Annotated in this window: 25 protein-coding genes; 15 read left to right on the top strand and 10 right to left on the bottom strand. The window is 31.9% G+C overall.

Going from position 1 to position 25,740, the window contains the following annotated elements; genetic code table 11:
- The first annotated feature begins 94 nt into the window (after positions 1 to 94).
- Both H526_RS31255 and H526_RS31250 read left to right on the top strand, forming a co-directional pair.
- The gene (locus H526_RS31255) at positions 95 to 2,527 is read left to right on the top strand and encodes a peptidoglycan DD-metalloendopeptidase family protein (protein WP_051336346.1); all 2,433 of its coding nucleotides are present in this window, start codon (positions 95 to 97) and stop codon (positions 2,525 to 2,527) included.
- A 109-nt stretch (positions 2,528 to 2,636) separates the two neighbouring features.
- The gene (locus H526_RS31250; RefSeq protein ID WP_027395409.1) at positions 2,637 to 4,955 is read left to right on the top strand and encodes an N-acetylmuramoyl-L-alanine amidase; all 2,319 of its coding nucleotides are present in this window, start codon (positions 2,637 to 2,639) and stop codon (positions 4,953 to 4,955) included.
- 78 nt (positions 4,956 to 5,033) lie between these two features.
- On the opposite strand, the gene H526_RS0124725 is transcribed toward H526_RS31250, so the two are convergent.
- The 4 genes from H526_RS0124725 to H526_RS0124710 form a co-directional block, all read right to left on the bottom strand.
- Complete coding sequence (locus tag H526_RS0124725; RefSeq protein ID WP_027395408.1) at positions 5,034 to 5,435, bottom strand: rhodanese-like domain-containing protein; 402 nt, start codon at positions 5,433 to 5,435, stop codon at positions 5,034 to 5,036.
- Between the two features lie 18 nt (positions 5,436 to 5,453).
- Positions 5,454 to 5,768: a rhodanese-like domain-containing protein gene (locus H526_RS0124720; protein ID WP_027395407.1), complete on the bottom strand. Its 315-nt coding sequence runs from the start codon at positions 5,766 to 5,768 to the stop codon at positions 5,454 to 5,456.
- 114 nt (positions 5,769 to 5,882) lie between these two features.
- A complete protein-coding gene (locus H526_RS0124715; RefSeq protein WP_027395406.1) occupies positions 5,883 to 6,509 on the bottom strand; it encodes a thioredoxin family protein in 627 nt (208 codons plus the stop codon).
- Positions 6,510 to 6,553: 44 nt separating this feature from the next.
- The gene (locus H526_RS0124710; protein WP_027395405.1) at positions 6,554 to 7,075 is read right to left on the bottom strand and encodes a TlpA family protein disulfide reductase; all 522 of its coding nucleotides are present in this window, start codon (positions 7,073 to 7,075) and stop codon (positions 6,554 to 6,556) included.
- Between the two features lie 218 nt (positions 7,076 to 7,293).
- Here H526_RS0124710 and H526_RS0124705 point away from each other — a divergent pair, with 218 nt between their 5' ends.
- From H526_RS0124705 to H526_RS32000, 10 genes are all read left to right on the top strand, one after another.
- Positions 7,294 to 7,746 carry a MarR family winged helix-turn-helix transcriptional regulator gene (locus H526_RS0124705; protein ID WP_027395404.1) on the top strand — a complete coding sequence of 151 codons (453 nt, stop codon included), beginning with the start codon at positions 7,294 to 7,296 and terminating at the stop codon, positions 7,744 to 7,746.
- 41 nt (positions 7,747 to 7,787) lie between these two features.
- On the top strand, positions 7,788 to 8,354 hold the full coding sequence (locus H526_RS0124700) for a YceI family protein (RefSeq protein ID WP_027395403.1): 567 nt from the start codon (positions 7,788 to 7,790) through the stop codon (positions 8,352 to 8,354).
- A 227-nt stretch (positions 8,355 to 8,581) separates the two neighbouring features.
- The gene (locus tag H526_RS0124695) at positions 8,582 to 9,979 is read left to right on the top strand and encodes an anthranilate synthase component I family protein (RefSeq protein ID WP_027395402.1); all 1,398 of its coding nucleotides are present in this window, start codon (positions 8,582 to 8,584) and stop codon (positions 9,977 to 9,979) included.
- Positions 9,980 to 9,983: 4 nt separating this feature from the next.
- Positions 9,984 to 10,553, top strand: a complete 570-nt coding sequence (locus H526_RS0124690) for an anthranilate synthase component II (RefSeq protein WP_027395401.1) — start codon at positions 9,984 to 9,986, stop codon at positions 10,551 to 10,553.
- Between the two features lie 93 nt (positions 10,554 to 10,646).
- Positions 10,647 to 11,642 carry an anthranilate phosphoribosyltransferase gene (gene trpD, locus H526_RS0124685; RefSeq protein WP_027395400.1) on the top strand — a complete coding sequence of 332 codons (996 nt, stop codon included), beginning with the start codon at positions 10,647 to 10,649 and terminating at the stop codon, positions 11,640 to 11,642.
- Positions 11,643 to 11,659: 17 nt separating this feature from the next.
- Positions 11,660 to 12,445: an indole-3-glycerol phosphate synthase TrpC gene (trpC, locus tag H526_RS0124680; RefSeq protein ID WP_027395399.1), complete on the top strand. Its 786-nt coding sequence runs from the start codon at positions 11,660 to 11,662 to the stop codon at positions 12,443 to 12,445.
- Positions 12,442 to 13,116 (top strand): phosphoribosylanthranilate isomerase, encoded by a 675-nt coding sequence (locus tag H526_RS0124675; RefSeq protein ID WP_027395398.1) that lies wholly within the window; start codon positions 12,442 to 12,444, stop codon positions 13,114 to 13,116. Before trpC ends, H526_RS0124675 begins: the two co-directional genes overlap by 4 nt.
- Before the next feature lie 49 nt (positions 13,117 to 13,165).
- Positions 13,166 to 14,347, top strand: a complete 1,182-nt coding sequence (gene trpB / locus H526_RS0124670; RefSeq protein ID WP_027395397.1) for a tryptophan synthase subunit beta — start codon at positions 13,166 to 13,168, stop codon at positions 14,345 to 14,347.
- A gap of 87 nt (positions 14,348 to 14,434) precedes the next feature.
- Complete coding sequence (trpA, locus tag H526_RS0124665; protein WP_027395396.1) at positions 14,435 to 15,196, top strand: tryptophan synthase subunit alpha; 762 nt, start codon at positions 14,435 to 14,437, stop codon at positions 15,194 to 15,196.
- Between the two features lie 159 nt (positions 15,197 to 15,355).
- Positions 15,356 to 15,538, top strand: a complete 183-nt coding sequence (locus H526_RS32000) for a DUF6576 domain-containing protein (protein ID WP_155839781.1) — start codon at positions 15,356 to 15,358, stop codon at positions 15,536 to 15,538.
- Positions 15,539 to 15,542: 4 nt separating this feature from the next.
- Here the strand turns inward: H526_RS32000 and H526_RS0124655 are convergent, their stop codons facing one another.
- Entirely contained in the window at positions 15,543 to 16,805 is a 1,263-nt protein-coding gene (locus H526_RS0124655) for a hypothetical protein (protein WP_027395395.1), read from the bottom strand.
- A 208-nt stretch (positions 16,806 to 17,013) separates the two neighbouring features.
- Here H526_RS0124655 and H526_RS0124650 point away from each other — a divergent pair, with 208 nt between their 5' ends.
- Complete coding sequence (locus tag H526_RS0124650; RefSeq protein ID WP_027395394.1) at positions 17,014 to 17,601, top strand: DUF1287 domain-containing protein; 588 nt, start codon at positions 17,014 to 17,016, stop codon at positions 17,599 to 17,601.
- Between the two features lie 181 nt (positions 17,602 to 17,782).
- Positions 17,783 to 18,316, top strand: coding sequence for a hypothetical protein (locus H526_RS0124645; RefSeq protein WP_027395393.1), 534 nt, complete (start codon positions 17,783 to 17,785; stop codon positions 18,314 to 18,316).
- A 72-nt stretch (positions 18,317 to 18,388) separates the two neighbouring features.
- Here H526_RS0124645 and H526_RS0124640 read toward each other — a convergent pair whose 3' ends face one another.
- The 5 genes from H526_RS0124640 to H526_RS0124620 all read right to left on the bottom strand — a co-directional run bounded on the left by H526_RS0124640 (position 18,389) and on the right by H526_RS0124620 (position 24,400).
- Positions 18,389 to 19,042, bottom strand: a complete 654-nt coding sequence (locus H526_RS0124640; RefSeq protein WP_027395392.1) for a uracil-DNA glycosylase family protein — start codon at positions 19,040 to 19,042, stop codon at positions 18,389 to 18,391.
- Positions 19,043 to 19,112: 70 nt separating this feature from the next.
- A complete protein-coding gene (locus H526_RS0124635) occupies positions 19,113 to 20,771 on the bottom strand; it encodes an MBOAT family O-acyltransferase (protein WP_027395391.1) in 1,659 nt (552 codons plus the stop codon).
- Positions 20,764 to 22,041, bottom strand: coding sequence for a GDSL-type esterase/lipase family protein (locus tag H526_RS0124630; RefSeq protein ID WP_035086628.1), 1,278 nt, complete (start codon positions 22,039 to 22,041; stop codon positions 20,764 to 20,766). The genes H526_RS0124635 and H526_RS0124630 overlap by 8 nt, the downstream gene beginning before the upstream one ends.
- Positions 22,031 to 23,521 (bottom strand): SGNH/GDSL hydrolase family protein, encoded by a 1,491-nt coding sequence (locus H526_RS0124625; RefSeq protein WP_155839780.1) that lies wholly within the window; start codon positions 23,519 to 23,521, stop codon positions 22,031 to 22,033. Before H526_RS0124625 ends, H526_RS0124630 begins: the two co-directional genes overlap by 11 nt.
- Positions 23,522 to 23,677: 156 nt before the next feature.
- Positions 23,678 to 24,400, bottom strand: coding sequence for a hypothetical protein (locus H526_RS0124620; RefSeq protein WP_027395388.1), 723 nt, complete (start codon positions 24,398 to 24,400; stop codon positions 23,678 to 23,680).
- 325 nt (positions 24,401 to 24,725) lie between these two features.
- Between H526_RS0124620 and H526_RS30090 the strand changes: the two genes are divergently transcribed.
- On the top strand, positions 24,726 to 25,740 hold a 1,015-nt coding region (locus H526_RS30090; RefSeq protein WP_035086624.1), incomplete at its 3' end, for an immunoglobulin domain-containing protein.

The following is a 25,740-nucleotide window of genomic DNA, read 5'->3' as shown; positions in this document are numbered from 1 at the left end:
TATATTTTTCATTCATAGAGTTTTTAATTTTCCTACCGAAAACTAACGATACTGTTTATACCCAAAATAAACAAAATACACACAACTCTTAATTATGAAAAACACTACACTCAAAGCTTTATTGATACTCTTATTTTATATACACATATCGGAAGCTCAAGAACTTATTATAGAAAAAAACCAGCAACTATATTCTCAAAATATAAGTAACAGCAATACCGTATTATTAAATAAGAATAAGTCTTCTTTAGCTATCACCTCAGCAATGGATGTGATAGTATTGCAAGCATATAATATCTCGCGAGAACTAGATCTAGCGGCTAACTTTGATTTTTTTCAGGGATTACAGAGTCCTTTTAATCCGAATGTATGGATATATCTAGAGAGAGAACAAATTGGAGGAGCCTTTAAACTTCAAAAAGTAGATCTTTCTAATAAAAAACAGATTACTTTACAAAGTAAAACTAATAATGATCGAAAGGAAATAGCGCTAAAACCTATTGGCTGGACCAATGATGCTTCTAAAATCTTTGTAGAAGGGATTTACTTAGATGCAGCAGAAGAACACGAAGGGATTTTTATATATGACATTCAAACAAATCATATCGAAAAACTTCCTATCTCTTTTAAATACACCAGTACACCGTTACTCTCTCCGAAGCGAGATTATTTTATCTTCTCTGGATCTACCGATAAAAAACTAGACTACCTACATGGTACTTCTGACCTTATTTATAAATATGATATCGAACAACAAACAACTAAGACTATATATCGATCAGAAAGAGATCAGGTTCAAATCTTAGGTTGGAATGTTAATTCTAAAACTAATAAAGAATCTATCCATAATCAAAAATCTAATTTATCCTATTATTTACCTTGGGATTTTGGCAAAGAGAATTGTGTCTCTAGACACGGAACACCTGGTCCAACTGGTTCTCATAGCCCTGTAGGTCAATGTGGTTTTTTTACTCCAGGTGGCCATCACGGATATCACGCAATTGATTTTGCAACTTCTTTATCCGGAGATGATAACGTAAGAGCTTCTGCCGCAGGAACTGTTTCTTTTTCTGGAATAAGTGGAAGTTTATCTAGTGGTTATGGGAGATTAATTATCATACGACATAGCGATGGAACTCGAACATATTATGCTCATAACAAAACACTATTAGTTAGTCAAGGGCAATCTGTACAAAAAGGACAAGTAATCGCTTTAGAAGGCACAACAGGAGGATCTACAGGAGATCATATTCATTTTGAGTGGAGAGCTGCTGGAGGAAACTCTTCTACTCCTGGTTCTTTTGTTGATGCAGGACAACCAAGACAAAATTATATTTATCGTTCACAGAATACCTTTGGTTCGCAAGCAGACACACAAGCTCCTACCACTTCTATAACAGCTAATGGAGGAACTACACAATCTGGTGATTTTACTGCCAACTATACCGACTCAGACAATATTGCGGTAACACGTCGATTCTATCAAGTTTTAGAGAAATACGGAAACAATTGGTACGCCAATAGAGGTAATGGTTTTTTTAATGACAACTTTAATGTTTTTTATTCTGGATATGTACAAGGAGATGGGGATTGGTCAATTAATAATAATCATCTACTTCAATCGAACACTACATCAGACAACACCAAATTAAATACATTCTTGTCTCAAAATTCAGGATTACCGTATTTATATGAATTCTCTGCAAAAGTATTATCTACGAATGGTCCTAGAAAATTTGGAATTCACATCATGGCAGATTCTCCAGATCAAAGCCAAAGAGGAAATTCTTATTTAATATGGTTTAGCGGAGAGGATAACAAAGTTAGAGTATACGAAACCATAAATAACCAATTAAACTTTAGAGCAATTGATGATGTCCCACTAGACAATAAATGGGCGAACTACAAAATTACATACAGTCCTGGGTTTGGTGTTCTCGAAGTATTTAGAAATAACACTTCTATCTTAAAATGGACAGATCCATCACCAATAAAAAACGGAAGCACAATTTCTTTAAGAACAAATAAAACGAATATTGAATTCGATGATTTAAAAGTCTATAAGTTTAGAGCAAACAGTTCTACAGAGATTTCTGCAGGATCAGAAATAACTAAGGATATACGAAGAAAAAATGGAAAAATAAAAAGTTTGGTTAGAGATGCCGCTGGAAATTGGTCTACTCCTGGAAACCTAGATGTAACTATAAGTTCTCTAACAAGACAAAATTCAGAAATTATAAACGATACTTTTCTTAATAGTGATACTATTAAAGCAAACGTATTTCCGAACCCTACAGATGGATCTGATTTAACAATTAGCTATCAATCTCTACATAAATCCCATGCATCTATATCCATAATTGATATAAAAGGTAGCGTTTTAAAATCCTTCATAAAATACACAGAAGAAGGAAAGAATACATCTATAGATCTAAGCAGTTATTTCGGATCCTTAGGAGATGGCACATATTTTATCAAAATAAATGATGATAGAGGTTCTCAAGTGATCCCTATCATTAAAAGGTAGTTTTTTGTAAGTGTGTAAAAAGGGTTCTACATATTTGGTTAACAACTTGTCTGAGCCCTTTTTCTTGCAAAACCCTTCATAAAATATAAACTCAAAACACAAACATCATATGAAAACTAACACAAAACTTATTTACCTCATTCTAAGTTTATTATTACATCAGGTAATTTGGTCTCAAGGAAATAAACTTAAAGGAGAAGGTTCTACAGAAAATGTAATTGAATTAAGTTCTAAAAAAGCTATTAGCTATACATCTAAAAATTTAAAATATAGTAATGAGGGAATAGTCTTTTCTAAATTATCAGAAACAGAAAAAATAATTATAAGTCCTGTAGAAATTTCACTCATAGAACCAGAACCATTTATTAGTACTTATCTTCAATTAAATGGTACTAATTTAAATCACGACGCCATCTTGATCACCTACCGAACTTCAGAAAAAGGGGAAATTTGGTCAGATTGGAAAAAAATTCCTTTTGATGGACATTTTGATAAAATAAATAACAACTATCTAATTTCTTCTCTATTATATCTAGATAAGTCAATATCCTATATTCAATATGCATTAGATATTACCACGAATAAAGAAATGATTTTAGAAAAAATACTGTTAAAACATTACAGCCCTGGAGCTACACCAAGAAAAACATTAGAAGAAATTAACACCATAAAATCTAAAAATCAAAATAAAGCAGCTTGTAGTAAACCATCTGTAGTTTCACGATCACAATGGGGAGCAAGGCCTCCAAGAAGTTCATTTCCTACTTCGAGCGTGACACATCTCATTGTTCATCATGAATTTGGATCTAATTCTAGTAGTGATTGGGCTGCAAGAGTACGATCTGTACAAAATTTTCATATGAATTCTAATGGATGGTCGGATATTGGATATAATTTCTTAATAGATCCGAATGGAGTTATTTACGAAGGAAGAGCTGGCGGAGACAGTGCGGTAGGTGCTCATTTTTGTGGTAGAAACCGTAATACAATGGGAGTTTGTATGTTAGGTAATTATTCATCGGCTACACCAAAAGTCGCTACTCAAAATTCTTTAAAAGATTTATTAGCCTGGAAAGCTACAAAAGAGAACATTAACCCTTCTGGATTTGCCTATCACTATTCTATTGATGGTTCTTTAAGAACTATATCAGGGCATAGAGATGGAGGTGGATGTTCGGCGTGTCCAGGAGATGGAGGTTATGCTATTCTGCCAAGTATAAGAACAGGAGTACAAAATCTTATTGACAATAATTGCTCTGGATCTGGCGGCGGAACCGATAATCAATCTCCAACTACGACTATTAGTGCTTCTGGCGGCAATACACAATCAGGTGATTTTACAGCTAACTTTAATGACAATGATAACATAGGGGTAACTAGAAGGTTTTATCAAGCTTTAGAGAAATATGGTGATAATTGGTATGCAAACCGAGGCAATGGCTTTTTTAATGACAATTTTAATATTTTCTACTCTGGATATACCCAAGGAGCTGGAAATTGGAGTATTAGTAATGGACATTTAAGTCAATCCGACATTTCGTCTGACAATACAAAATTGAATACTTTTTTATCGCAAAATTCTGGGCTCCCTTATTTGTATGAGTTCTCTGCTAAAACAATTTCTACAACTGGGCCAAAAAAATTTGGTCTACATATCATGGCTGATGATGTAACCCAAAGTCAGAGAGGAAACTCATATTTAATATGGTTTAGTGGAGAAGATAATAAGGTCAGAATATATGAGACAGTAAATAATCAACTAAATTTTAGAGCGATTAGTGATGTATCACTAGATAACCAATGGGCTAATTATAAAATAACCTATAGCCCGGCTTTTGGAGTATTAGAAATTTTTAGAAACAATACCTCGCTTTTAAGATGGACAGACACGACTCCAATCAAAAATGGAAGTTCTATCTCGTTAAGAACGAACAAAACCAATATGGAATTCGATGATCTTAAAGTGTATAAATTTAGAGCAAATCAAACACAATCCATAACAGCTGGATCTTCTGTGACTAAAGATATAAGAAGACAAAATGGAAAAATTAAAAGTTTGGTAAGAGATGCTGCTGGGAATTGGTCTGCTCCTGGAAACTTAGATATAACGATTAGCTCTCTTTCTAGACAAAATCCAAATATTATTGATGATACAAAACTAAACAATAGTGATCCAATCATTTATCCAAATCCAACAACAACTAAATCATTGACATTGACATATAATGCTACCTCAAATCAACGTTTAGAAGTATCTATTTGGGATATTACTGGTAAATTATTAAATAAAATTAATACGACACCCAAAGAAAATAGTTTACAGAATCTAAACATCAGCTCTTTAATTGAAGGAATTGCGGGTGGAACTTATATTATAAAAGTAAAAAATGGTAAAAATGTAACCTATTCAAGAATCTTAAAACAATAATCAATTCGGAAAAATATAAAATAAAAAACCGACCACTATATGGTCGGTTTTTTATATCATGACAGAAACACTTAAAAATTATTTAACCAAAGTCTTTCCTTTATATTTCCATTCAGTAATACCACCATCTAGATCGTAGATTTTAGTAAACCCTGCTTTCTTCATATACGCAGAACATTTACCACTTCTTCCTCCCCTACCGCAATATACAGCTACAGGTTTTGTTTTATCTACTTCAGATATTAGTGTTTCGAAATTCTCATCACTAAAATCTATATTAATCGCTCCTTCTATGTGACCTTCTGCATATTCTTGTGGAGTTCGTACATCTACAAGCTGTACTTTTTCCATTTCCAATAAAGAATCCATCTCTGCTACTGTTATTAATTCTACAATGGCAGTATCATCTGTTTTAGCATCTTTACAATTGAATAACAACATTGAAAGGACAACTACGGTTACTATTGTTTTAATTTTCATAAACACAATTAAATACTATTATTCGGCAACTTCGCCATCCCAGCTCATAAAACCACCTATGAGATTATAAGTAGTTTCAAAACCCATTTGATTCATCAATGTACAAGCTTGTGCACTTCTAGCTCCAGAACGGCAGTACACATAATAATTTTTGGATTTATCTAATTTCTGTACTTCATCTAAAAAACCTTGTCCTTGGCGTATATCTAGATTTAACATATTAGGTATAAATCCATCTTCTACCTCTTCCTCTGTTCTAACATCTAAAATTACTGCATTTGTATCCTTAGCAATTAGATCTTCCCATTGATCTTGAGTGATATCTTCGGCCATTTTATATTTCCTTTTTTAATTGAACTTTTAAATCCGCAATTCCTTACAAATATAAGAGTCCTTACTGAATTGTACGAAGTTGTACATCCATTTATTTTAAAAGTACAGTGCTAATTATGCTTTTATACTACAACCAATTGCTTTAGTAGTCTCTACAGGAACTTTTTCTCCTTTTAATAAAGCATTAATAGCATCCTCAGCATATTTTTTATCAGCAGCTGATGCATCTTTATAATTATTATCTATTGCTCCGATGTAACGCACAACGTTACCGTTTGCCGTTTTTTCTAAAATATAAACATGAGGAGTTTTTGTAGCTCCATATTGAGGATATATTTTCTGGCCATCATCAAATAAATAAGGAAATGTAAACCCTTTTTCTTTTGCTCTTACTTTCATGTTATCAAAACTATCCGTTGGATACGCTTTAGGATTATTAGGATTGATAGCAATAACAGGATACCCTTTGTCTTTAAAAGCTTTATCCAATTCTATAATCCTATCCTCATAAGCCACAGAATATGGGCAATGATTACAAGTAAAAATAACAACAAATCCTTTAGCATCTTTATAATCAGCTAAAGAAACTGTGGTCTCATCGATATTTTTAAGGCTAAAATCTGTTGCGACATCACCTATCACATATCCAGCATCACTATCTGACAAATTAACTTTATCAATCGCAAATGCACTTACTGCAATTACTAGAACAACTGCTACTAAAATTTTTAAAGTTTTCATCTGTTTTATTTAATTAAGGTTTTAATCAGTACGACTAGGAACTATTATAACATTTTTTTTAATTCTCTTTCTAATTCATCATAGGTAAAGGATCGCTCATAAAAATTAGATGTATTTCCTTTGTATATTATGGTAGCTGGTATAGAACCAGACCAATTTTCATTCACTTTAGGAATCCAAGTATTAGCATCAGGATCATCCAACAATACAATTTTGCTTTGTATACGTTGCTTTTTTACAAACGGTATCAGCTTAGTTTCTACCTGATTAGGAAGATCTAGACTCACTAATATCACTTCTACTTCTTTATCCGGATATCTACTATTAATCAATTCGAAATACGGTAATTCTGCAACACAAGGTTTACACCAAGTAGCCCAAAAATTAATCACCCGTGTTTTTCCGTCATTAATAGTTAAAAGGTGTTCAAAATTTTCAAAATCATATACTGGTATCTCTACACCTTTGCTAGAAAAAACATTAGATGCCTCAAAAGCAACTCTTTGTTCTCCTTTACACCCAACAACCAAAAAGGTTAATCCTATATATAAGATCAGTTTCTGCATTACACTAATGTATTAAAACACGTTATTTCTCAAAAGAAAATTAACAAGGTTTAAATAATTCATAAAGAGAATTTTAGGATTTCGTTCATCCTATAATCGAACAATAATAATATTAATGAATATCAATCATCTGAACTTTAACAAAGAATTAGTAACTCTTTATAATTTTTAAGAGAGAAAACATTATACATTTGTACATACAAATATTGTTTATACAAATGAATATAGAAGATATCATACAAACAAAAAAAGAACTTCCTCTCTCTAGAAAGGTGATCATTAATTTATTATATACCGAAAATTGGATAAGTGATCGAATAAGTTCAGAATTAAAAACTTATGATATTTCTATTCAGCAATTTAATGTACTACGAATTTTAAAGGGTCAAGGAGGTAAACCAGCCAACTTATCTACTATACAAGAGAGAATGGTTAGTAAAATGAGTAATACGACACGATTAGTTGATAAACTAATTAAAAAAGATTTAGTAAAAAGAATCATTTGTGAAACTAACAGAAGAAAAGTAGAAATCACGATAACAGAAAACGGGAATAAATTTTTAGATAAAATAAGCCCCGTAATGGATAATTTCGAAAAAAAAATCACCTCCAACTTATCTAAAGAAGAATTGAACATTCTAAACAACCTATTAAATAAACTTAGAAGTTAATTAAGTAAACACAATTTATATAATCATTAAATTTTAAAATTATGAAAACCAAACTTAGACCATTATTCTTAGCATTAACAATAATTGCTACTACATCTATTTATGCTCAACAAAAAAAGATAAATACAGCAGAAAGTTCTATTAATTGGACAGGAAAAAAAGTGACTGGTCAACACACTGGAACACTTAATTTCTCTAGTGGATTCTTGACCTTTGATGGCAAAAATTTAAGTGGTGGTGAGTTTATCGTAGATATGACCTCACTTGCGGTAACAGATCTAGAAGCTGGAAAAGGAAAAGAAAAATTAGAAGGTCACCTTAATTCTGATGATTTCTTTGGCGTACAAAATTTCAAAAACGCTAAACTTATAATTAAAAAAGCCTCGAAAATGGATGGTGGTTATAAAATAGCCGGAGATCTTACCATCAAGGGAAAAACAAATCCTATAGCTTTTGACCTTGCTGTAAATGGATCAACTGCTTCTACTACCTTAAAAGTAGATAGAACCAAATATGATATCAAATACGGATCAGGAAGTTTCTTTGATAATTTAGGAGATAAAGCGATCAGCGATGAATTCGAATTAGCTGTAAATTTAAAAATGTAATTTTTTATTTTTTGAATTATAATTAATTTATATATTTGACTCAAGAAAAATAAAATGAAAATAATCTTAACAAATACATGGTGGTGGTCATCTTATAACGAAAACGTCGTGAGATAGATCCTGTCATATAGTTAAGTAAACATATCAAAGGCTTGTCAAATCACGACAAGCCTTTTTTTTGTTCATATAATCAAGGGGTTTATAAATTATAAATATTAAAATCTAACATGAGTTATACATTAACCACACATTTCAAACAAATTCTTGCCGACACCATTACACCGGTTAGTGTCTATCTAAAAATTAGAGATAGATTTCCTAATAGCCTTTTATTAGAAAGTAGCGATTATAGAGGTAATGAAAACAGTTTTTCTTATATCTGTTGTAATCCAATTGCTAATATTAGGATCGAAAATGAGACCATTTATGAATCATTTCCTGACAAAACATTTAGTGAAACCCCAATAACTAATGATACAAACATTCCTCTTGTTATAGAGCAATTTGGGCAGAAATTCAAAACCTCTAAAAGTGATTTCAAATTTATAAACAATGGATTATTTGGGTATATTTCTTATGATTCAGTCCGTTATTTCGAAAACATAGAAATCACAAAGAAACCAGGTGGTTTAGACATCCCTGATATGCAATATACCGTATATCAAAATATTATCGCAATCAACCACTTTAACAATGAAGCTTACATTTTTGCCCATTGTTACGATTCTGCGAGTAATATTTCGGAAATAGAATCTCTACTCAATGTAAAAAACTTTGCATCGTATAATTTTACTACAGTTGGTCAAACGACCTCTAATTTAGATGATGAACAATACAAGGAACATGTTGCCTTAGCTAAGCAGCATTGCCAACGAGGAGATGTTTTTCAATTGGTTTTATCTAAACGCTTTTCTCAAAAATTTAAAGGAGACGAATTTAATGTGTATCGCGCTTTACGAAGTGTTAATCCATCTCCTTACTTATTCTATTTTGATTATGGTGATTTCAAAATATTCGGAAGCTCACCAGAGGCGCAATTAGTAGTTAAAGATGATATTGCGGAAATTCATCCAATCGCTGGAACTTTTAAAAGAACAGGAAATGATGAACAAGATGCAGAACTTGCTAAAAAATTATCTGTAGATGAAAAAGAAAACGCAGAACACGTAATGCTAGTTGATCTAGCTCGTAATGATTTAAGTCGCAATGGTAGTGACGTTACCGTAGATACTTATAGAGAAGTACAATTCTATTCTCATGTAATTCATTTAGTAAGTAAAGTAACTGGTAAAAAACACAAGGACACCACTACTATGCAAGTAGTTGCAGATACATTTCCTGCGGGTACATTAAGTGGAGCACCAAAACATATGGCTATGCAGCTTATAGAAAAGTATGAAACCGTGAACAGAGATTTTTATGGTGGCGCAATTGGTTTTATGGATTTCTCTGGAAATTTTAATCATGCAATCATGATTAGAACATTTTTAAGTAAAAATCATCAATTACATTGGCAAGCTGGAGCAGGATTAGTCAATGAATCAAACAAAGAAAACGAATTACAAGAAGTATACAATAAGCTGGGAGCACTAACCAAAGCGTTGAAACTAGCTGAAGAAATATAAGGAGATGAAAAAAGTATTAGTAATAGACAACTACGATTCATTTGTTTACAATCTGGTTCATTATCTAGAAGACTTAGGGTGTGAAGTAGTTGTAAAACGAAATGATCAATTGAACTTAGAAGAAGTAGCATCTTTTAATAAAATACTACTTTCACCAGGACCTGGTATTCCTGATGAGGCTGGACTATTAAAAGATATCATAAAAACGTATGCAAATACCAAAAGTATATTCGGTGTATGTCTTGGTCAGCAGGCTATTGGAGAAGTTTTTGGTGGAAACATCATCAATCTCGATGAAGTTTACCACGGTGTTGCTACCGAAGTAAAACTTACAGTATCAGACGAGCCACTTTTTAATGGATTAAACGATACATTCGATGTAGGGAGATATCACTCTTGGGTAGTATCAGAAAAAGATTTACCATCATGTTTAGAAGCAACATCATTTGATGAGAATGGACAAATAATGTCTCTTCGTCACAAGGAATTAGATGTTAGAGGCGTGCAATTTCATCCAGAATCAGTACTTACTCCCGACGGAAAGAAAATGTTAGAAAACTGGATCAACAATTGAGATTGATAATAATAATGATACTATATTAATTTTAAAAAATATCCTATGTAAATTCTCTATCAATACTCTGAGAAAACTGGGAAAAAATGGCTTATGAAAAATTTATTAAATCGATTAATCAATCACGAAACCATTTCTAAAGAAGAAGCTAAACAAGTTTTGGTTAATATATCTAAAGGAGATTATAACCAAAGCCAAATTGCCTCATTTCTTACGGTTTATATGATGCGTAGTATTACTGTCGAAGAACTAGAAGGTTTTAGAGACGCTTTATTAGAACTATGTATTGCTGTAGACCTAAGCGAATATAATCCTATCGATCTTTGTGGAACTGGAGGAGATGGAAAAGATACTTTTAATATTTCTACATTATCATCTTTTGTTTCTGCAGGTGCTGGTATTAAAGTAACTAAACACGGTAATTATGGCGTTTCTTCTAAATGTGGTAGTTCTAATGTTATGGAACATTTAGGAATCAAATTTAGTAATGACAAAGATTTTCTAAAGCGTAGTATTGATGAAGCAGGGATATGCGTATTACATGCACCTTTATTTCATCCAGCCATGAAGAATGTAGCTCCTATAAGAAGAGAATTAGGCGTAAAAACATTCTTTAATATGCTAGGGCCTATGGTAAATCCAGCATTTCCAAAAAATCAAATCGTAGGTGTATTCAATCTTGAATTAGCAAGAATGTATGGGTATTTATATCAAAATACAGATAAAAATTTTACTATAATTCATGCACTAGATGGATATGACGAAATATCACTTACAGGAAGTACGAAAACAATTTCTAACACAACCGAAGGAATGCTAACACCTGAAGATTTTGGGGTATCTGCTTTAAAAATGGAAGAGATTGTGGGTGGAGATTCTATAGAAGAGTCAGCAACTATTTTCATGAATATCCTAAGCGGTAAAGGTACAGAGGCACAAAACAATGTTGTGTCTGCCAATGCAGGAATGGCAATCGCAACGGTAGAAAATTTATCTCCAATTCAAGGATTTGAAAAAGCGAAAGAATCGTTGCTTTCAGGAAAAGGATTAGCTGCATTAAAAAAAGTACAAGAATTGAGTAAGAATTAGTGATCAGTTATTTAACAATGAACATACTAGATAGAATTATAGCAGATAAATACAAAGAAGTTGAACTCAGAAAAAGTTTAATACCTATTCATCAATTAGAAAACTCTGTATTATTTGATCGTAAAGGAAATTCTTTGGCAGATACTTTACGAAAGAGCGATACAGGAATTATTGCAGAGCATAAACGTAGATCTCCTTCTAAATCCATAATTAATCAAAAAGTTAGCGTCCAAGATGTAGCTACAGGGTACGAAAACGCTGGAGTTTGTGGAATGTCAGTTCTTACAGACGGAAAATATTTTGGTGGATCATTAGACGATTTATTGCTTGCTAGAGCTTCTGTAAAGATGCCTTTATTAAGAAAAGAATTCATAATAGACGAATACCAACTCCTAGAAGCTAAAGCATACGGTGCTGATGTAATATTATTAATCGCCGCTGTATTGTCTAAAGACGAAATCAAAACATTATCAGAGTTTGCAAAAAAATTATCATTGGACGTATTATTAGAAGTTCACAATCTAGAAGAATTAGAGAAATCAATAATGCCTTCCTTAGATATGCTAGGAGTTAATAATCGTAATCTCAAAACTTTTGAGGTTAGTATCGATATAAGTAAAGAGTTGAGCAAACATATTCCTGATGATTTTGTAAAAGTTTCTGAAAGTGGTATTAGTAATATCGAAGCTATAAAAGAATTACAACCATATGGATACAAAGGGTTTTTAATAGGTGAAAATTTTATGAAAACTGAAAACCCGGGATCTAGCGCTGTAGAATTTATAAAAGCCTTACAAAGATGAAACTAAAGGTATGCGGAATGAAATATCAAGAAAACATAGAAGCTGTTGCAGCATTGCAGCCGGACTATCTTGGGTTCATTTTCTATGAAAAATCTCCTCGAAATTTTGATGCTATAATTCCTAAAATACCAGATACGATTAAAAAAACAGGAGTTTTTGTGGATGAGCCTTTAAATCAGGTTGTTTTAAAAACCGCAAAATATGGGTTAAAAGCTATACAACTTCATGGCAATGAAAGTCCAGAATACTGTAAAGCACTAAAAGAAGGGGAATTATCATTGCCGATTATCGAAAATGGAATCGAAGTTGGTTTTGAGCCTTATAATTTTGAAGTATGGAAGGTTTTTTCGATCAAAGATCAATTCGATTTTGAAGAATTAAAACCTTATGAAGGAATTGTAGATTATTTTCTTTTTGACACGAAAGGAAAAGAAAAAGGAGGTAACGGATATACATTCGATTGGAGTGTTTTAAATAATTATAACTCCTCTACTCCATTTATTTTAAGTGGTGGAATTGGATTACAAGAAATTGAAAATGTAAAAAAAATCCTAGAAACAGATTTACCAATATATGGAATAGATATCAATAGTAAATTCGAAATTGAACCAGGATTAAAAAATATAAATGATTTAGAAAAATTTAAAAAACTATTGTTTGTAGATTGTTAAAGGCGCTATTTATGTCTTACAACTATGATATATCACAAAAAGAAAAGAAATGAGCTACCAAGTAAACGAAAAAGGATATTATGGTGATTTTGGAGGAGCATACATTCCAGAAATGCTATACCCTAATGTAGAAGAGTTAAGATCTACATATTTAGAGATTATGAATGAACCTTCTTTTAAAGAGGAGTTTGATCAACTATTAAGGGATTATGTAGGACGACCATCTCCATTATACTATGCCAAACGTCTTTCTGAAAAACACAATACCAAAGTATACTTAAAGCGTGAAGACTTAAATCATACTGGGGCACACAAAGTAAACAATACCATTGGGCAAATTCTAGTAGCAAAAAAATTAGGCAAAAATAGAATTATTGCAGAAACAGGAGCTGGGCAACACGGTGTAGCTACTGCCACAGTTTGTGCATTAATGGGAATTGAATGTATCGTATATATGGGAGAAATTGATATTAAACGTCAAGCTCCTAATGTAGCTCGTATGAAAATGCTTGGTGCAGAAGTAAGGCCTGCAAAATCCGGAAGTAAAACATTAAAGGACGCAACTAATGAAGCTATTAGAGATTGGATAAATAACCCAGTAGATACTCATTATATTATTGGTTCTGCTATTGGACCACATCCGTATCCAGATATGGTTACTAAATTTCAATCGATTATATCTGAAGAGATCAAATGGCAATTAAAAGAAAAAGAAGGAAGAGAAAATCCAGATTATGTTGTGGCCTGTATCGGAGGCGGAAGTAATGCAGCAGGAACGTATTATCATTTCTTAGATGAACCAAACGTAGGAATTATTGCTGTAGAAGCTGCTGGTAAAGGCGTTAATAGTGGAGAAAGTGCTGCAACATCTCAATTAGGTAAAGAAGGAATTATACACGGATGCAAAACATTACTAATGCAGACGAGCGATGGCCAAATCACCGAACCATATTCTATTTCGGCTGGATTAGATTATCCAGGTGTAGGCCCTTTACACTCGCACTTATACAAAACCGGAAGAGGAGAGTTTTACTCTGTAACAGATGACGATGCCATGGCTGCTGGATTAGAATTATCTCAATTAGAAGGTATCATCCCAGCAATAGAAACATCGCATGCCTTGGCTATATTCAATGACAAAAAATTTAAACCTGATGACATTGTAGTAATTAGTCTTTCTGGGAGAGGAGATAAAGATCTTAATACTTATATAGATTATTTCAAATTATAATAAATTAGTAGAAAGTAATTAGTACTTAGTATCAATCTATTTTATTGACACTGATTACTAATTAAAGACTACTGTACTAATAAAGACATGAACAGAATTAATACAGCTCTTGAGCAAAATAAAAAACTATTATCAATATATTTTACAGCAGGTTATCCTTCATTATCTGATACAAAAAAAGTCATTCAGGATCTAGAAAAAAGCGGTGTTGATATGATAGAAATAGGATTACCTTTTAGCGATCCGTTGGCAGATGGACCAACAATACAAGAAAGTTCTACAATAGCTTTAAAAAATGGAATGACTACTAAACTGTTGTTCGAACAACTTGCAGATATTAGAAAATCTGTGAGCATACCATTAATTATTATGGGGTATTTTAACCCAATGATGCAGTATGGTGTAGAAGCTTTTTGCGCCAAATGTCAAGAAATAGGAATTGATGGATTAATCATACCTGATTTACCAGTTGCCGAGTATCACGAGCAATATCAAGAAACTTTTGAAAAATACGGATTAATCAATGTCTTTTTAATTACTCCGCAAACTTCAGAAGAACGTATACGTTTTATTGATAGTGTTTCAAATGGATTTATTTATATGGTAAGCTCTGCAAGTGTTACAGGATCTACATCTGGATTCGGAAATACACAAGAAGCATATTTTGAACGTATCGCTAATATGGATTTAAAGGCGCCACAGATTGTTGGATTTGGTATTAGTAATAATGAAACGTTTACTAAAGCGACTAAAACTACAAAAGGTGCAATTATTGGATCTGCTTTTATCAAACACTTAACTCAAAATGGTGTAGAAAGTATTGAAGATTTTATTGAAACAATTAGATAATATTCATAAATTTAAAAAAAGAATATTTATAATATTCGTTCTGAATTAATTAGAATTTTTATGATATCTCCGATTTTATTGATAACCTTTATTTCTATTCCTTTAATAATCGCCGTTATTGTCATTTTTGTTTTCATCAAGTGGTTAAAACCTGATTTTTTGCAATTCAAAAAAAGTATTAAGGAAAAACCAGAAGGGCTATTAGATATAGACGATCGATACAATTCAAATAAAATAGAAAAAGAAAAAGAATTAAATGATTTATTAGATAAAATAAACAAACAAGGTATTGATAAACTCACTAAAATAGAAAAGGAAAGGTTAGAAGAGTTATCTAAATAATTTACTATTCTTTAGTAAATAAATTATCCAAGAATTTTTCTAATTTTTCTCTTTTTAGTTGCTCCATATTTAGTTTTAATTTTGTCATAAAACCATAAGAATCGCCTTCGACACGCATTTCACCAGAAATATACAACTCACTTTTTTCATCCAATAGAATTTTATTTAATTCTAAGATTGGGTATTTAAGAAAAACTGAAGCTACTCCATTGGTACCATAATCCATATCGATATCTCCATTGTTTAATAACTTTTTGATCAATATTTCGAATTCATTATCCAAACTAGCAGAAATAACAAATACTTCTCCTTTATTATTTACTACAAAATCCGTATTATAAATATCTGCGCTATAACTCATTTCTCCGGTATCAAAAAAAGAAACATCTAAATTTCCTTCTACATCATATTTACGAATATGATACAAACCTTCAGAATCACTTTTTAATTGCGAGGTATATAATGCTTTTTCAGATAATACGATACGATCAAATGATTGATAATCTTCATTAATCTGTATACAGTTTAATTTATTAGAAGACATTTTTCCGCTATCCAATCCAGCCAAATATGTGGCCTGTTCTTCTCCATTATCAATAGATTCAGAATATGCTAACAATAGATAATCATCTGTCATTGCAGAGCAATTTAATGTAAAGTAATGATCATCATATAGACCGGATGATAATGTTTCTCCAATATCAGAAAGTTTAAGAATAGCAATCTTTTCTTCACTTTCTGTTTTTCTAAAATCTTTTACTTTAGCAACAACTATTATCTCATCTCTTGATGAAGCATAAATATATTGTCCATAATTATCATCTAAATTATCAAGAATATTTTTTTTGTACACTCCACTACTACCAAACCCGTGATTAATAGTTCCATCATCATAAAACTCATTTACAGAAATCATCCAACTATGTCCATTCCAGAAGTTTGATAGAACTAATATACTCCCATCTGCTTTAGAATTAATCGCTACTGGTATGGTATATTCGTTATTTAGATTACTTATTTCGGTATTGAAACGAATATCTTTTGTACCATTTTTAGTAAGACGTACCAGGTTTCTTTTTGCATCAGATTCGTACAAAACATTAATTTCTCCACCTTCTAGAACATCAAAATCAATAATATGAGAAGTTAAAACTCCTAATTCCTTAAAAACTAGCAATCCATCTCTGGAAAAATCAACATCTAATTGTTGCCCATAACTATATTGTAGCAAAGAGCAAAAAGCAGCTAGTAAACAGTAAATTCTCATAACGAAATATCGTAGTAACTTTAGTTAGTCACCTTCGCGAAAGTATAATGAGTACAAATTGAAGATTAGGGGTATCAAAAATTATATACTTGATTAAAATAGACTATATTCTAATCAAGGATCAAAAAAAAGAATTTTAACAATATAATGCAAGAATTTTCTTAATAATAAAAAATTAATAACGTTAATAAATTAAAAACAAAACAAAATGCATAGACTAATCTTATTCCTTTTAGTATCTACATTTTCTAATATTCTTGTTTCTCAAGAAAGCTTTTATGATAGACTATCCAACGCTACAATAAGATTAACCGCAGATAATGTGACTTATGATCCTTCATATTTCTCCATAAAATATCCAAATGGAGATGTTCCGAGTGATAAAGGAGTATGCACAGATGTAGTAATAAGGGCCTATAGAAAACTAGGAATCGATCTTCAAAAAGAGGTTCATGAAGATATGAAAGTGAATTTTCATTTATATCCTAAAAACTGGGGACTATCTAAAACAGATAAAAATATTGATCATCGAAGAGTTCCTAATTTAATGAAATTCTTTTCTAGATTTGGAGAGACAAAATCTAATTCTAACAACGCAACAGATTACTTACCTGGAGATATCATTAGTTGGAGTTTAGGAGGAGGGCTTACTCATATTGGATTAGTCGTAAACAAAAAATCTTCTGATCAAAAACGATATTTAATTGTTCATAACATTGGTTCTGGTCAAGTACTAGCAGATTGTTTATTTGACTATAAAATCATTGGACACTATCGTTACAATGGAAATAGATAATCTCACTAAAACCTATTCTGATTATAAAAAAACGTTAACGATTGTATAGCTTTAATTGAATGACATAAACTTTCTTTCTTTTATAAATAAACAATTGTTAACCAGTATTAATACGGGGTATTTTCCCTGAATACTTACTGTAATTTGGCATAATAAAAATATTAACTTTAAAAAAAGAACTATGTCATTACAAGTAAGTTTTAGAGTTGTGGGACTCTACTGTTATTTCGAAAACCTACAGGTACCAAATGTAACTGCTCAATCATCTGTAAAGGATGTAATGAACGGAATCAAAAGCGTAAAAACGGATTTTGATTATTCTTCGGTAAACATGGGCGGTAAAGAAATTGTGAATTCATTATCTTATAAATTCGGAACCAGCTCAACAGTACCGTATAATGTATCTGCACCACCAGCAGATGGTTTTAGAGATCTAACTAATAGCATTGGTAGCACGTCTTTAGTTTGGCAATATTATCGCTCTGTTACAGGTTCAATTGATGGGAGTGTTTCGGAAATTAAACTAATCACCAAAGGACAACCATCATTTGCAACGACCGCATTAGACACAAATGATCCTTTTTTCGGTTCTATTCCTGCTAACTTTAAGATTAGTACTTACAATCTTACATGGAGGTTAGTACAGATTCAAATGGCACCAGAAAAACAAGCTAAATTTCTACTTGCACAAGCGCAAGCCTATCAAGATGCATAATATAGTATTGTAACAAAGTTACTTATTAAGAGAATCGACATCACTAATATTGATGTCGATTTTTCTATCTTATCAGAAATAATCTTTATACTGCAAGACTCTAAAATCAATTGTATTGAATGTTGGATTTTGGTTTTTTAAATCTTTATAAGTTTGTAAACTTCCAATAGATCTATTTGCAGCTCCCGACGGTGCAATCAACGAAACTGTTTTTATAGTTCTTTCTCCAAGTCTAAAACTATGAATTCTTGGAATATCATTAGAAACTACTTCTAACTTTAATTGATATTCTTTAAGATGTTTTCTAAAAAAATATTCAGGTCCATTTTTACTGTTACCACCAGTAAATAAAAGAGTTTCTATATTAGGGTATTGATGTAAATATGACACTACATCTCTTAGTTGGATATGCTGCATACCTAAATCAGATGCATCAATTTTTTCACGTTCGCAACTATGCACAATATCACATACTCCAATACCTCGAGAGGTTAAAAAATTCTTACGCTGATCTATTGCTTTTTGTGTTGTTTCAAAAATCAAATCTAAATCAAAAATACGATCTAAAACCGGCCATAATAATCCGCTAATACTTCCATAACAAAAATCAACATCTCCTTCTTTCAATTTTCCAGAAGTAAAACGTGGAGGTGGCAATGTTCCCACAATTAATTTTGTGGCTCCCGCAGGAAAAAAAGGCTCGTATGGATGTGTATGTTGAAACAATACTAGTTTTTATTTACAAACACGAAGTTAAAAAGATTTTATCTAGTAGGGTCTAAAATCAGTATAGATCTTAAAACTGGAAATAAATAAATGGCTGAAAATCTGCCGCATATGTTTGATAACATATAACAGCAACAATAACCGCTATTATTCCTTTGACAATAACATTACTTTTAATGAATTGATCTAATATCCAATCCTTAGTTTTGTATGGCAACCAATGCGTGATGTAACCCAATAACATTACTATAAACACGATTCTATACTCCCAAAGAACCACCAATGCATTTGTCCAATCCATATTAGTCATAATCGCTTGATAAAAACGATTAATATGATCCATACTATTACCTCTAAAATAGATTCTGGTAAAAGTTATAAAGATAAAAGTGAATGCAATCTTCCAGGTAACTGCTAACCAAGCATTAGAATTTTCATAAGGGCTTATTTTGCGCCAATATTTATATGCAACAACTCCCAATCCATTTAATCCTCCCCATATTACAAATTTCCAAGAAGCTCCGTGCCATAGACCTCCGATTAACATCGTAATCATAATATTAACATTTCTATTAAAATGCCAAGCTAATTTGGCGGAGAATAGTGTAATAATAAGTAATAAGCCTATTCCCGCTGTTGCTATAATTGCTATTCCAAAATCTGAATATGCAAATACTCCTAAAAAAGTAAAAACAGTAATAAAAACATAAGAGAATATACTTCCATTTCGGTTTCCTCCTATTGGAATATATAAATAATCTTTTAACCAACTAGACAGAGATATATGCCATCGTTTCCAAAAATCCCCGCAATGAATGGCCTTATAAGGCGAATTAAAATTAACCGGTAATTTATAACCCATTAGCAATGCCAGTCCAATCGCAATATCCGTGTATCCTGAAAAATCACCATAGATCTGTAATGAATATCCAATCATTGCCATAATATTTGTAAACCCAGAAAACATTTCTGGAACATCAAATACACGATCCATAAAATTCATCGCGATAAAATCTGCAAAAAGCATCTTCTTTATTAATCCTTTTAGAATCATAAATGTTGCGCTCCCAAATTCTTCTTTAGTAATTGTAATTTCTTTTCTGATTTGAGGAACAAAATCCGAAGCACGAACTATAGGACCTGCTACCAATTGCGGAAAGAAACTTACAAAAAAACCAAAATCTATAATGGACTTTAGAGGTTCTATCTGTTTTCGATAAATATCAACACTGTAACTAATAGTCTGAAAGGTATAAAAAGAAATTCCCACGGGTAATATGATCGCGTCAACAGTAAAATAATCAATACTTGCCCAGGAATTAGCAAATTGAGCTAAGTAATTAATAACCTCATAATTAGTATTAAAAAGGCTATTGTAAGATTCTGTAAAAAAATAGGCGTATTTAAAATAACAAAGCGTTCCCAGATTAATTATCACACTTACTGTTACCAGTAGTTTTTTGATCAATATAGATTTACTATTGTAAATGGCTTTACCCAAAAAGAAATCGTTTACTGTACTAAAAAGTAAGATTCCGATAAATAAACCGCTCGTCTTGTAATAAAATAAGAGACTTATCGCAAACAGATACGCGCTACGTAGATTCTTTTTGCTGTATAATATCGAATACAGAAAATAGATAACTGCAAAGAAAACCCAGAAATCCGCCTGTGTAAATATCAGAGGATACTCCTCTGAAAAAGAAAAAATATCTCTTAATCTATTCATTAATTATTTGATTCAAAACAGAATTAGGCGTTAACTTTAATTCTTTTTCCCAGGAATTTGTCAATGCTTGTAATAATAAATCTGCTTTAATTCTATATCCCAATTGTGTAAAATGTATTCTATCTCGTGGCATTAACTTATTCTGATACCAATCTCTAGAGGAGTTAAAACCTCCCATTATTTCATAAAAATCCCAAACTGCCATTTTATGTTTTTCTGCCAATTCATAAATAATCTTTTGCATCACCCTAGTTCTAGGGTTTGGATACTTCTTCTTATAATAAGAATCATTAGGAACTGTAAGTAAAACTGCACAATCTGGATTAGCTTTCTGTATGTTTAAAATAAGGTTTTCGTAATAAGCTTTATACTCTTTTGGATTAAAATCTGGATGATACGCATCATTAGTTCCAACTGAGACAATAAACAAATCTGGTTTATACAACATCAACTGATCATTAAAATATCTACACCTATCATAATAGCTGAAACTTGCCCCATTAACACCAATAGTAGTATACTCTACCCCGCTATTATCATTCATTAGCTCCATACCCATCATTAAAAACTCTGGGTTTTTAGGATTACCAATTCTTTGAACACAAAATTCTACCTCTTCTAAAGTTTGTGTCAATACAAATTCAATGAAATGCGCCTCTTTATTTACTTTGGTATCCGCTATTAGTCCAGACTCTTTAAAGTAGATTTCATAATCTTCACTCCAATTATCATAAAAAATTCTAATTCTATTAAAATCGTATTGTTGCGCATCGTACCCTCTATGATTTGCCTTTATCTTAATATTTGAAATTGAATCTTTAAAAACTGCCGTTACACCTGCCATACCCCAGGCGATACTATCTCTTTTTATAGAACAACGATATCCCTTCCAATTCCCATCATATTCTACATTGAAATTACTAGGGTTATTCGTGCTTGCTATTTTATACGGATAAATAAATCCTCTTTGACCTTTTGCAGTAGGACTCATATGTTGTAAATACGTTCTTAACCTATTAGAATAAATATCAGCTTGTATGTGAGAGCCTCCAATATGAAAAATATGAACATTTTCTTCATTTCCTCTGGCTATAGTATCTAGTTTATGAAATAACTTCACAAAAGAAGGAGCATTTTCTACAAATTTAATCTTATTTGCTTTCCAGTTAATAAAAGGATATTTATCTCTTATAGTATCCAAAACATAATCCTGACCTATAACCGAAGTGCACATTAAACAAAAATATAAATATAATATACTATGTTTCATCGGCTATTTCTTTTTTTAGATCTAAGTATAATGCAGTAAAAAACAACTCCGAAATAATCTTAGTTCCTTTCCAAGTAAAGTGCATATAATCATTAGCAGTCAACTTTTCTTCAACCCAAAAAGGCATAGAACCCTTCCCTCCCATAGCATCATACATACTCCAATACGCAACGTTATTTTCTGAACAAGTTTCTATTAATTTAGTGTTTAAATATGGTAATAAAGGATAAGTCTCCATTTTTCCATTTACAGGAAGACACATATCTGTAGGACCAATAAATATAAAACTTGCATTTTTAGTTCTTCGTCTCAACCAATTAATCTGATTTACAATAGATTTTGCATAGTTATCAACCTTTGTAGAGTCCTTCAAGTAGGGCATCGTGTTTCCACCATATTGCATAATGATGATCTTAGGTTTTAGATTTCTAGTCATCTGACCATAAATAGAAGCATTGGTACTAGAAAAAATGGTTCCTGAAGAACCACGCATAGCAACATTATCAATCTGTACTCTTGATCCTCCATCTAATGTCAGCCCATAAAAATCTGCGCTTACTTTTCCTTCTAGTTCAATTTTTAAACTACTTGGAGTTGTATTGGTTTTTATCGTATACCTATGATATCGACCATCTGCAATTAAACTATCCTGTTTAATTAGCTTTCCATCATTGTAAACAGAAACTTTAATTGGAAAATTACAATTTCCGTAATGTAATCCTATATTAGTAAATCTTCTGAATTTAGCATATGCTTTTTTAGATTTTCCAATAACCACGGAAGCTTTTACCACGGGTAAGGAATCCAACGTAGTACTATCAGGAAGTGTTTTTTTATGTTCGGTAAATCGAGAAACTGACATATATGCCCCGTATTTCCTATGCTTAAATCTCTCCTGTGTCGGGTCAAATCTAGCATATCTAAACCAATTTTCGCTAGGCTTTACCACAGCGGCTATTTGATTATAAACTGGTTTTACTGGTATAAAACCTGGACCACTACCTCCATACATGGTTTGCAACCTATTTCTAATATAACCTGTAATTCTATCTCCTTCTATTTGAGAATCACCATAATGTATTATTCTACAAGATCTAGAAGATAATTTAGACTGTAGCTCTTTTACAAAATCCGGATTATCTACAGGGTATCGTATTCTTTCAATTCTAGTACTATCAATCTTAGAGAAATCTGGCCTTTGTAAACTATCTTTATTTTCTTTAATTGCTGATAAGGATTCATATTCCAGATCGGACTCATCAGCCACAGGAACAACGGTTTCCGTAACTTTTAAAATATCTTGCTTTTTAGTAAGTGATGAGTCTTTTTCTAAAGCTAAGAAAGTTTTATATGTAGGGTATTTTAGAGAAACTCCTTCATAGGAGAAGCCATCTTCTTGTATCTGAGCTTTTTGGATTCCTCCCTTTTTGCTCAAAAACATTAAACCGAATAATCCTCCCAACACGAGTATTAGAAACAAAGATATTTGAATAGGTTTGATTTTCAAGGTGATCGGGGAACTTTTGATTTTTGTAAAAATAGAAAGTTTTTGCGAAATGCAAAGAGATTATCTATTCTTTACCGGTAAATACTACTCTTAATTAGCTTATATCGTCTATTATTACAATCTAACGCACTAAATAGATGTAATTAACTTCTTTACATCATTAACAACTCCTCGATATTTGTTGCGGTTATGTTTAGACATATGTTGCGATTCTAACATTATTTCTGATAAGATTTCTTTAGCATCTATATTTTTTCCTTTGCTAATAAGAAATTGAGCTAAAACATAGCGCTCTTCATAATTAGAGTATCGCTGATCAATTGATCTTAGGTTTTCTTCAGCTTCATTAGACCTTCCTTCTTCTTTTAAAGCTAAACCATATAAAAACTGACTTCTAGACCCTTTAAAGTCAGTGTTTTTAACTATTTTTTCGGCGCAAAAAATGACTTTATCAAATTGACTTGTATGATAATACCCTTCTAGAAGTTTTTTGACAACTCCCGAATCAGACTTGTACTTACCATTTAAAGCTATTTCATATTCTCCAATTCCAGAATTATAATCATTAATTTCATATAAGGCATCACCAAGTAAAACCCTATTCTGAAAAGTATCAGCAAACTCCACTTGTTTTCTAAGATCATTTACTTTTTTAGTTGGATTTACTACACTTACGATTTCCTTTTGAACAACATCTAAATCCCTTTTATTAAAGACTTGCGTAACTAAATAAATAATGCATCCTATTACTGGTAAAAGCACAATTAGAAAATACCAATAGTACTCACGGTTATTTTTAAAAGCGTGATATATGCAGAAGCCCTGTAAAGCGATAATTAAAAAATATGGCATCCGACGAAAATAATAAATCTCTATGATTATTTATAAACACAAAGCACAATCCTCTTCATAAAACTTTGCGCGATTAATAATAGTCATCTAAAAGTCTGTGTTTTACATCATTTTCTATCTTGAAATTTCAGCTATTTGACAGGTCTTCTTAATGTTAAAGTTATTAACAAAAAATAATTATCTATCTTTACGCAATAAACATATAACAAACTTAAAGTCATAACAGTAGACACTCTTATACAAATAAGCCCCCAATCTACATTGTTAATAACTTTTAAATTCAGTGTTAACAACTCTGAAAAGGTGTATTTAAAATACTTATAAAGTGAAAAGAATTATACTTGTAATTGCAATCTTTTGTATTGCAAATGTTGGAAATAGTCAATGTTCTATTGAAAATGATGATGACCAATTGATAAATGGAACTTCTCTTCAATCTGGGCAGAGTTTCATAGCTTCTTGTAATGGCATTTTAAATTCTATTGGTATTCTAACTTTTACTAGTGATGTAGTAAATGTAACTCTTTATGATGGAGAAGGGTATGGTGGAACGGTATTAGGAACGCTAACGAATCAGACTACTAGTCCTTTTTCGACTCCTACTGATTATTCGGAATTTGATTTTTCAGCGTTAAATATTACTCTAATCTCTGGACAAACGTATACGCTTGATATTTCCAATATAGGTGGACTAATAGCGTATGATAATGAACCAACACCTAATTATGCAGATGGTCAACGTTATGAAAATGGAATCCCACAGGCAAACAGTGATTTATTATTTTTAGTAAACCTTACTGCGATTCCTTGTACTGATCCGGATATCCCTACCGTTACACATGCTCCAACTACTCTTTGCGAAGGTGACACTGCTACACTTTCTATTTCTGGAAACTTAAACGACGCAACAGAATGGTACATATACACAGGAGCTTGTGGAGGTACAGAAATCGGAACTACCAGCACATCATCCTTTGTAGTTACCCCTTCATCACCAAGCACCACTTATTTTGTAAGAGGTGAAGGAGGTTTATGTGTAGTTCCCGGTTCGTGTGCAAATCTTACGGTCAATGTCACTGCAAATGATGTTGCAAGTTATTCAGCACCCGCAGATTTATGTATTAATGCTGGAATACAAACTAATTTAGGAGGCGGAACTCCAACTGGAGGGGTTTATTCTGGTCCTGGTGTAACTGATGATGGTAATGGACTTACCTACAGCTTTAACCCAACTATTTCGGATGTCGGAACACATTCAATAACTTACACAAGTGCAGGCACTTGTAACGATAGTTCAAGTGATTCCATAGAAGTATTTGACTTACCTAATATAACTTTTA

Origin of the sequence: Aquimarina latercula DSM 2041 (assembly GCF_000430645.1) — a bacterium.
GTDB classification, from domain to species: Bacteria; Bacteroidota; Bacteroidia; order Flavobacteriales; family Flavobacteriaceae; genus Aquimarina; species Aquimarina latercula.
This window is presented reverse-complemented; position numbering and strand designations above follow the sequence as displayed.